The 7510-nt window shown below is 39.2% G+C and carries 7 protein-coding genes; all 7 read left to right on the forward strand.

Going from position 1 to position 7510, the window contains the following annotated elements; all coding sequences use genetic code 11:
* A partial coding sequence (locus tag RHS_RS28800) for a histidine kinase (RefSeq protein ID WP_047835145.1) occupies positions 1–993 on the forward strand: 993 nt, incomplete at its 5' end.
* Entirely contained in the window at positions 971–2059 is a 1089-nt protein-coding gene (locus tag RHS_RS28805) for a response regulator (RefSeq protein ID WP_027295468.1), read from the forward strand. The genes RHS_RS28800 and RHS_RS28805, both read left to right, overlap by 23 nt.
* A 234-nt stretch (positions 2060–2293) precedes the next feature.
* On the forward strand, positions 2294–3679 hold the full coding sequence (locus RHS_RS28810; protein WP_027295469.1) for an extracellular solute-binding protein: 1386 nt from the start codon (positions 2294–2296) through the stop codon (positions 3677–3679).
* A 215-nt stretch (positions 3680–3894) separates the two neighbouring features.
* On the forward strand, positions 3895–4797 hold the full coding sequence (locus tag RHS_RS28815) for a carbohydrate ABC transporter permease (RefSeq protein WP_047835146.1): 903 nt from the start codon (positions 3895–3897) through the stop codon (positions 4795–4797).
* A complete protein-coding gene (locus tag RHS_RS28820; RefSeq protein WP_081820337.1) occupies positions 4794–5636 on the forward strand; it encodes a carbohydrate ABC transporter permease in 843 nt (280 codons plus the stop codon). Before RHS_RS28815 ends, RHS_RS28820 begins: the two co-directional genes overlap by 4 nt.
* A gap of 55 nt (positions 5637–5691) precedes the next feature.
* The gene (locus tag RHS_RS28825; protein WP_395023643.1) at positions 5692–6966 is read left to right on the forward strand and encodes a trehalase family glycosidase; all 1275 of its coding nucleotides are present in this window, start codon (positions 5692–5694) and stop codon (positions 6964–6966) included.
* Positions 6967–7277: 311 nt separating this feature from the next.
* Positions 7278–7510: hypothetical protein (locus tag RHS_RS28830; protein WP_047835147.1), on the forward strand; the 233-nt coding region annotated here is incomplete at its 3' end.

Consider the following 7510-nt stretch of genomic DNA (forward strand, 5'->3'; position numbering starts at 1 on the left):
GATCCACAATATTTGTTTACTAGCCGGACAGATACTGTTACCGGCTGGAAGATTGTAAATGGTATTGCAAAAAGTGATTTGAGCCGGGATAGTTCGTATATCGGGATGGTGAGCCTGATAGCTGCAGCAGCCTTGGTGGTAATCTGTACGTTTATTTCTGATTTTATTTCCAAGAAGATTAACAAACCGCTTAGAAAGCTGGAAATCGTCATTAATCAGGTAAAAGAAGGAAAACGTCACATCGTTGAAAAATTTGATAACAGTGAAATAGGTAAAATTGGAGGGCTGTTAAAGGAGACAGTAAACAATAATCTGGAGTTAAAGGAGCAGCTCTTGTCCCTTCAGGTAAAAGAAAGAGAAGCGGAGCTGCAGCTGCTGCAAGCGCAGATTAATCCCCATTTTTTATACAATACTCTGGATTCTATTTATTGCATGGCTATGATTGATAAGGAAGACCGGATAGCAGACATGGTATCAGCTTTATCGGATACCTTTAAAATATCTTTGAATAATGGTAAGCAGGTGATTCACATTCAGGAGGAAATTAAGTATATCGAAAAATACATGACGATTCAAAATATTCGTTATGAGCAGCGTTTTGACCTGATTCTGGAAATAGAAGAAGATATTGAGGAACTATTTATGATTAAATTTATTTTACAGCCATTTATTGAAAACTCCATGTATCATGGACTGGAGCCTAAAATTGGTAAAGGCTATATTGAATTAAAGGGGGAACAGATTGAGGGTGATATCTATTTTACAATCAGCGACAATGGTGTGGGGATGAAAGATGTGGAAGAGATAAAGAAAGGATTTGGTGTTACTAACGTGATTGACCGGATTCATCTGTTCTATGGAGAGGAGTACGGGATTCAGGTGGAGAGTGAATATGGAGTTGGAACAAAGGTAGAGATACGGATTCCAGTTATGGTTGGGGAAAATAGTCCGAGAAGTGAGGAGGGGAAAAATGAATACACTGGTTGTAATTGATGACGAAAGAATTGTGCTGGAAGCGGTCAAGGCAATGATTGAGCGCACCAAACTTGATTTTGATGTAGTGGCAACGGCACAGAACGGAATTGACGGAATTGCAGTTATAAGGGATAAGAGACCAGATGTAGTAATTACGGATATACGGATACCGGGGTTGGATGGGCTATCTTTGATAGAGGAAACCATGGAGGAATTGCCGGATACGGTATATATCGTAATCAGTGGTTACCGGGAATTTGAATATGCCAGAAAGGCTTTGTCATTGAAGGTACTGGACTTTATTGATAAACCGATTACATTGGAAAAGGTAGTTCATACCTTAAAAAATGCTAAAGAGAGCCTGCATTTGAAAAAAGAATACAGTCAATTTCTGGAGCAAAAAAAATCAGGCTCGGACAGGCATATTAAGGATTTTCAAAAATTGACAGATGAATTGACAAATTATATGCTGGAGGGGGATCACAGGAAGCTTTGCCAATGCATCGAAGAGGGATTAGCAGAGTGGCAGAACTGGAGCATTTCGTTGGAAGAGTACAGAGATGAATGCGTGAAAAATATCTATGTGGCACTTGAGATTCTGCATAAAAAGAATCCTCAGTTTGAGATGAAAAGGCAGATTGTACCTTACGTGGAAATAAAACAGATGAAAGAGAAATCTCAGATTATTCATTATATGAGGGAAGCTTTCAACCTAATTGGGGAGGGGCTTGAGATTACATCAGGAATGTCTAAGAATAAGACGATTCCGATTCTGTTGAAATATATAGAGGAACATTATCGAGAGGACATTGGTTTAAATGAGTTGGCGGATACGGTAAAGATGAATCCGGCATACTTGAGTAACTTGTTTAAAGAAACCGTAAAAATGAGTTATATTAAATATCTTACAAAAATCAGAATGGAAAAGGCTAAGGAGCTGCTCCGTCAGGGGATGAAAGTGACAGAGGTGAGTGAGGAGGCAGGGTACCATGACTACCGTTATTTCAGTCAGGTGTTCAAAAAGTATGAACATATGCTGCCAAATGAGTATAAAGAGATGTATAAACCTGATGTATGGAGTTAATAGAATTAAATAAATAATAATAAAATCTTCAACTTAAAATATTTAAAATACATATAAAAATCTATAAAATGTAATGAAATATAAAAAAATTAAACAATGAATGAAAATATTAGCACTAGAAAGTATAAATGTTAGATGATAACATGAACCTATAAAATTCCCGGGAGTTAAAATTAGTTAGTGTATTTACACAAGATTACTGTAAACTTAAATTCAATATTGGGAGGAAACAAAATGAAGAAAAAGATTTTGGCAGGTATGTTATCAATTGCTATGGTTTCAAGTGTACTGGCAGGATGCGGCGGCTCAGACAGCAACACAGAGGCAGTGAAAGAGACAAAGGATACAAAGCAGGAAACGGTGTCAGCAAAGGAAGAAAAACAGGAAAGCGGCAGTAGTGACAAAGGAGGTTCTCAGGAATCAAAGACCATTAAAATTTTATCAATTTGGCCAGAAGATAAAGACAATGGAAAGCTTTTTGTGGATCTGACCAAAAAATATATGGAAGAAGTAAATCCCAATTTTAATTATGAATTTGAACTGGTATCATCTGACAACCTTAGACAGAAGGTAACCACGCTGGCTGCTTCAAATGACCTTCCGGATGTGTTTGCATATGACGCAGGAACTCCATTGATTGATTTAATTGATGCAGGCCTTGTGCTGGATGTTGGATCGGAGCTGAAAAATCTGGGTGTGTTTGACATGGTTGATGAAGGAGCAGTCGATTTTCTGACCGGAATGACATCAACAGAGGAATTATATGATCTTCCTCTCGGAATGAATATTGAAGGATTCTGGTATAATAAAGAATTATTTCAGAAAGCAGGTATTGATACTCCTCCGGTTACATGGGATGAGATGATGCAGGCGGCAGATAAATTATTGGCTGCCGGCATTCAGCCTTTTGCAACGGGCGGTGCAGATATGTGGCCGGCTACGCGGATTATTAATGCCTATGTTATGAGAAAAGGCGGCGTAGATACTATGAGAAAGGCTTATAAAGGGGAAATAAAATATACAGATCCGGTCATTACAGAGGGAGCACAAATACTGCAGGATATGGTGGATAAGGGATATTTTGGGGTTGGAGCAACTACGGTAGACCAGAATACTGCTGCAAGTATGATTCTTTCCGGAGAAGCAGCGATGATTTACAATGGCAGCTGGTACACGGATATGTTAATTGCAGATACCAATCCGGCGGGGGAAGACGGTATAGGGTTCTTTAATATCCCGACAGTAGAAGGAGGAGTTGGAAAAGCAGAGGAATATTCCATGAACTGTGGAACGATTATTTGCTTTAATAAAGATAAGTTTGATGATGCAACTGCTGACTGGCTAAAATATTTCGTGTCTCATATTGGTGATTATGCCATTAATGAGCTGGGTTCACTTAAAGGATATAAAATTGAGAATCCACCCGCGGCCTTAAACAAATACTCCCAACTTGTTGCAGATGAGATGGCGAAGGTCAAGGGGTCAAGTACCTGGTTTGAGGCTGATATGCCTGCGGAATTATCAAAGGTGGCTCAGGATAATGTACAGTCGCTGATGAATGGAAATATGACAGCTGAGGAGTATACCCAGTCATTACAGGATATTTATGATGTGAAATAAAGCAGAAATATTAGGATAATTAATCTGCTTCCTGCTTACCGGTATGAATGTGACCAGATTTCATTAGTGCAGACTGCTGCATCACCTGAATATGGCACATTCCTGCCGAGGGTGGGAATACATATCCAGTTGGCAGAAACATACAGTAATTTGCTGATGCCGGTGATATTCCTGTTTTCTGTAATAGAAAGATTCGAAGAAAGTAAGGTGAGAAAATGAAAAAGGTATTGAGTAATAAAAAGGCAATAGCATTGTTTGTAGGACCCGGGTTTCTGGTATACAGCCTGTTTGTCATCCTGCCGGTTATCTGGTCTTTCTACTATACATTATATGATGGGGTACCGGGGATTAAATGGGAGTTTACCGGACTCAAGAATTATGTAAGATTGTTTTCTGACAAGAACTTTGCAAACTCATTGATTGTAAATTTAAAGTATATTGCTATAGTGACGCTTGGGCAAGTGGGGCTTGGATTGTGTATGGCATTAATTTTTAAGTTCTGGCTAAAACATTTTGCAACAATTATTAGAACCATTGTATTTTTTCCCGTGGTGCTTCCAACCGTAGCCGTAGCTCAGCTTTTTTCCAAGATTTACGAAATACAGCCACATTACGGCCTGTTAAACAGTTTACTGCAGGCAGTGGGACTTGAAAGTCTGGTACAGCCGTGGATTGGTCAGGCTTCCACCGCCTTGGGATCACTGGCGGCAATGGATATCTGGGTTGCTGTAGGTTTTTACGCTATTATTTTTTATGGTGCATTGCTTGATATTCCGGATGATATTATTGAGGCTTCCAGAATAGACGGATGCAGATCCGTTCCAATGTTCCGGTTTGTACTGGCGCCGCTGTTGAAACCAATGATAATTACCTGTCTTATCTTTAGCTTTACAGGAACGGTAAAAATGTTTGAATCTGCGCTGGCACTTACAGGGGGAGGACCGGGTTCAGCAACAAAATCGCTGTCCATGTATATGTATGATTCCGCATTTACTTATAGTAAAACGGGTTATGGTAGTGTAATAGCTATTTTCATTTTCCTGGTCTGCGTATTTGGCTCCCGCGTCATACGTTTGTTTGAAGGATCAGAGGAAAAGGTTAGGAGGCGTGGAAAATGACTTTAAAAGTGAAAAAAAATGTGAGAACTTTATTGATCGGGTTGATTATTATTGCAATTGTTACAATAAATATTTATCCGCTGTTCTGGATGATTACCGCATCTTTTAAGCAGCCGGCAGAATTTGTTTCGAAACCGGCATATGCACTGAATGATGGATTTTTTATTCAAAACTATATTGACGCATGGACCAGGGGAAACATGGCGGTATTTTTTAAGAACAGTTTGATAAACACGGTTTTGTCATTGATATTTATCGTAATTTTTACAACAACTATTTCTTTTGCAATTACTAAAATGGAGTGGAAGTGGAAGAAAAATATGGAGCGTTATTTTGCGTTTGGAATTATGGTTCCAATGGCAACTTCTCTGATTCCCCTGTTTCAGATTTTTCAAAAGGCACATTTAATTAATACAAGATCCTGCCTTATTATTGTCTATACGGCATCCGCAATTTCATTTTCTATTTATCTGGTTACCGGATATTTGAAGTCTTTTCCGGACGAGATTATGGAAGCTGCAGTAATTGATGGGTGTGGAATCTATAATCTGTTGCTGAGAATTGTAGTTCCCCTAATGAAAAATGCAATTATAACGGTCCTGGTTATTCAGTTCTTTTTTAAATGGAATGACCTTTTATATTCTATGACCTTTGTCAGCAGCACCTCTCTCAAAACTGTCCAAACGGGATTGTTATATTTTCAGGATGAGTTTGGTTCAAAGAACTGGGGAGCAATCTTTGCTTCGGTTTCCATGTGCGTGGTTCCGATGTTGATTATGTATCTGATACTAAATAAAAAAGTAATTGAGGGTATGACGGCTGGAGCAATTAAAGGTTAAAGAGTAGTGATAATAGAGGGATAAAAGACTCAAACACGTATGGAAGGAGATTCTTATGAGTAAAGAAAGAGATGAAATGAATGAGCTGCAGATATATAGGGGATATGAAAAAAAAATACGAAGCTTTATTGCAGAAAATGTGGAAATGGTTTTGAAAGAGCCAAGGAGTTTTATTCGCTATCCATTTATTGATCCGGGTTCCGTGTATGATGGGAATGTCTGGGACTGGGATACTTACTGGTCAGTTTACGGTCTGCTTGGGATGATGGATTCCTTTCAGGAGGATCTGAGAAATCGGATTATGCAGCATGCCAGGGGGAATATCTTGAATTTCCTGGATCATCAGTTGGAAGATGGATATATCCCAATGATGATTGAGGCAAAAAATTGGGATGAGCCATATCTGAACCTAAAACATAAAGACGGCGTCAAGATGAATATGCATAAACCGTTTTTGTGTGGACAGATCTGTATGATTAGTGATTACCAGTCAGATTATGGGTGGATTATGGAGTATCTGGATGGATTGAAAATGTATTTTTCCTGCTATGATCAAAACTATTACTCTGCTAACAGCGGTCTGTATGTCTGGTGCGATGACATTATGATCGGAATGGACAATGATCCGGCAAGTTTTGGGCGGCCGAAGTCTTCTACGGCTAATATTTTCCTGAACAGCTTTATGGTAAGAGAGCTGCAATGTATGGCAAAGATCATGAAGTTTGCCGGGAAAGAGAAAGAAGGGTGGTACTATCAGGATAAATCAAAAGAGCTGGCAGCAGCTGTGCAAAGAGAATGCTGGGATGTAAGGGATCAGTTCTTTTATTCTGTGGATGTGGATATTAAAACCAGAAAATACGACTGGTTTCACGAAGGCCTTGGCGTATTCTGGAAGACTCTTCCCATTAAAATCAGAACGTGGTCCGGTTTTATTCCAATGTGGGCAGGATTTGCCACTAAAGATCAGGCCGAGTCGTTAATAAAACATTGGAAAGATGAGGTAACTTTTTCCACTCCATATGGGATTACTACCCTGGCAAAGGATGAGAAGATGTTTGATCTTTCAGCAACGAATAATCCCTCTAACTGGTTGGGACCGGTCTGGATTGTAGCCAATTATGTAATTTTCAGGGGGATGCTAGATTATGGCTATAGGGAAGAGGCAAAAGAAATGTGCAGAAGAACTCTTATTTTGTTAGGAAGTGACCTGGAGAAGACGGGGAGTCTGCATGAATACTATAATCCATTTACCGGTGAGCCGGTCATGAATGGTGGATTTATTAACTGGAATATCCTTGTTCTGAATATGGTAAAAGAATTAGATGAGTAATGAAATATCTGTTGACCCGGGTAGTGCATTAGTGTATAAGGAGTGGAGAAACCGTTTGGTTCCCACTCTGTTTTTAATTGATTATAAATAAATATATAGAAAAGTTTGTATATCCATACATAGTTACTGCTTTTCTCCACATCTGACAATGGTAAAGTCTCGTAAACTTTGCTATAATACATATAGTTTCGTAACCAGTAAACATATTAGCTAAAGGAATATAAGAAACCGGAGTGAGATATGGGATTTGCAAAGTACCGGATTCTTATGCGCAGTGGTTTTCGTGCGGTACTGCGTGAATGGAGGAATTTATGAAGAAAAGAACAGTTAAAAAGGCAGCTGCAAAACAAGGTGCAATTGTTCCGGAAGGTCAGGAGAAGGTTCCGGAAGTGGCGATTGCAGGGGAAGTGAAGAAATCAGTACCGGAAGCTGTGAAGGAGGAGTCAAAAGAAGCATCAAAGGAAAATGTTTTGCCTGTTCTGGAAACGTTTTCGGAAAGTTTGAAAAAGACGGTTGCCGCTCCGGATGCAGTATACGCAGAAGA

Origin of the sequence: Robinsoniella sp. RHS (assembly GCF_001029355.1) — a bacterium.
Classification (GTDB): domain Bacteria; phylum Bacillota; class Clostridia; order Lachnospirales; family Lachnospiraceae; genus Robinsoniella; species Robinsoniella peoriensis.

Bases quoted from the DNA above. Each gene is read 5' to 3' on its own strand.
- RHS_RS28815 (WP_047835146.1), top strand. From the start codon at position 3,895: ATGAAAAAGGTATTGAGTAATAAAAAGGCAATAGCATTGTTTGTAGGA.
- RHS_RS28805 (WP_027295468.1), top strand. From the start codon at position 971: ATGAATACACTGGTTGTAATTGATGACGAAAGAATTGTGCTGGAAGCG.
- RHS_RS28810 (WP_027295469.1), top strand. From the start codon at position 2,294: ATGAAGAAAAAGATTTTGGCAGGTATGTTATCAATTGCTATGGTTTCA.
- RHS_RS28820 (WP_081820337.1), top strand. From the start codon at position 4,794: ATGACTTTAAAAGTGAAAAAAAATGTGAGAACTTTATTGATCGGGTTG.
- RHS_RS28825 (WP_395023643.1), top strand. From the start codon at position 5,692: ATGAGTAAAGAAAGAGATGAAATGAATGAGCTGCAGATATATAGGGGA.